Genomic DNA, 1,661 nt, shown 5'->3' on the forward strand with positions numbered 1-1,661 from the left:
CGCAGTGGCCGGCGCCGCCGCAGGCCCCCGCGCCCCAGGCCGGGCCGCCGTACTCCCCGCCGCCCTTCCCCGGCCCGTACGCCGGACAGCCGCAGCCGGGCCCGGCCGCCTCGTGGCCGGCGCCGCCGGTACCGCGGCCCGGCGGCCGCGGGCGCCAGGTGTGGATATCCGTCGGCGTGGCGGTCGCGGTGGTCGCGGCCGTGGCCGTCGGTGTGGTCGTCGCGAAGGACGGCGACGACTCCGGCTCGAAGAAGGCGGGTCCCTCCGCCGGTGTGCCGGGCGGCGGCCTGCCCGGCGTGGACGGCGCGCCGAAGACCGGCGGCAAGGGCGCGGCCTCCGGCGGCCTGGTCAAGCCCGCCCACGCCTCCGGGGCGGACGGCACCACGGTCGTCGTCGGCCGGCCGGAGTCCGGGCACGTGCTCGACGTGTACGAGGACATGCGCTGCCCGGCCTGCGCGAAGTTCGAGCAGAACCTCGCGGACACCATCCGGGGGGACGTGCGCGACGGCTCCTACCAGGTGCGGTTCACCATGGGCACCTTCCTGGACAAGAACCTGGGCGGCACCGGCTCGAAGAACGCCCTCAGCGCCCTGGGCGCCGCCCTCGACGTGAGCACGGACGCCTTCCTCGACTACAAGGCCGCCCTGTACTCCGCGGCCCACCACCCCTCGGAGGACACCGACTCCTTCGCCGACGACGCCTACCTGCTGAAGGTCGCCGCGCAGGTGCCGGCCCTGAAGGGCAACGGGGCCTTCGAGGCGGCCGTGACCGGCGGCACCTACGACACGTGGGCGCAGGCGATGTCCGACGCGTTCGACGCCTCGGCGGTGGGCGGCACGCCGACCGTCAAGCTCGACGGCAGCCCGGTGACCACGGACGGCAGCAGCCCCCCGCTGACGCCCGCGGAGTTCGACCAGGCCGTAAGCCCGCGGCTGCCGCGGCGGTAGGCCCCCGCCAGGGCCCCCGGCGCGGCGGCGGGAGACCGGGGGCGGTCCCCGGGGCGTGCGCGCGCCCGGGGGCCGCCCGGACGCCCCGGGGACCGCGCCGGAGGCCGGGCGGGGACGAGGCCGGATCCTGACGCGGCCCCTACACCCCGCCGTGGCACAATGCGGCCTCATGGACGGGACGGGAGCGCGCCGCCCGCGGGCGCGCCTCAGGATGCTGCGCGCGGCGCTGTTCACGGCGCTGTGCGTGACGCTGTCCTCGTCCTCCCACGTCCTGCTGTCGCGCGCGCCGCTGCCGATGGCCACGGTCGCCGCGCTGGCCGCCGCCGTGTTCGCCATCGCCTACGCGCTGGCCGGGCGGGAGCGGGGCTTCGGCGGCATCGCCGCGCTCCTGGTGCCCCTGGAGCTGGCGGCGGACACTGTCTTCACCACCGGTCAGCAGGCGTGCTACGGGCCCTCGGGCGGCCCGGTGACCGGGTCCCTGCGTTCGATGGGCGTGCACGTGCTGTGCGGCGGCGGCGAGGTCGGCTCGCCGCTGGCCCGGATGACCGCCCACGGGGCCGCACCCGGCGCGGCCCCGGCCACGGCGGCCGACGTCGCGCCCTGGCTGCTGCTGGCCGCCCACGTGGCGGCCGGGCTGGTCGCCGCGGCCTGGCTGCGGCGCGGTGAGGCCGCCTTCGGCCGGATGGTGCGCGCGGTCGCCGCCGTCGCGTTCCG

Annotated in this window: 2 protein-coding genes; both read left to right on the top strand. The window is 78.3% G+C overall.

The genetic code is table 11. The features are described from left to right. The coding region (locus RKE29_RS29770; protein ID WP_312008825.1) for a thioredoxin domain-containing protein at nucleotides 1–947 on the top strand (947 nt) is incomplete at its 5' end. Nucleotides 948–1,116: 169 nt separating this feature from the next. Beyond that, nucleotides 1,117–1,661 (top strand): hypothetical protein (locus RKE29_RS29775; RefSeq protein ID WP_312008827.1); only part of this gene is annotated, 545 nt, incomplete at its 3' end.

It is taken from the genome of Streptomyces sp. B1866 (assembly GCF_031932565.1).
Lineage (GTDB): Bacteria > Actinomycetota > Actinomycetes > Streptomycetales > Streptomycetaceae > Streptomyces.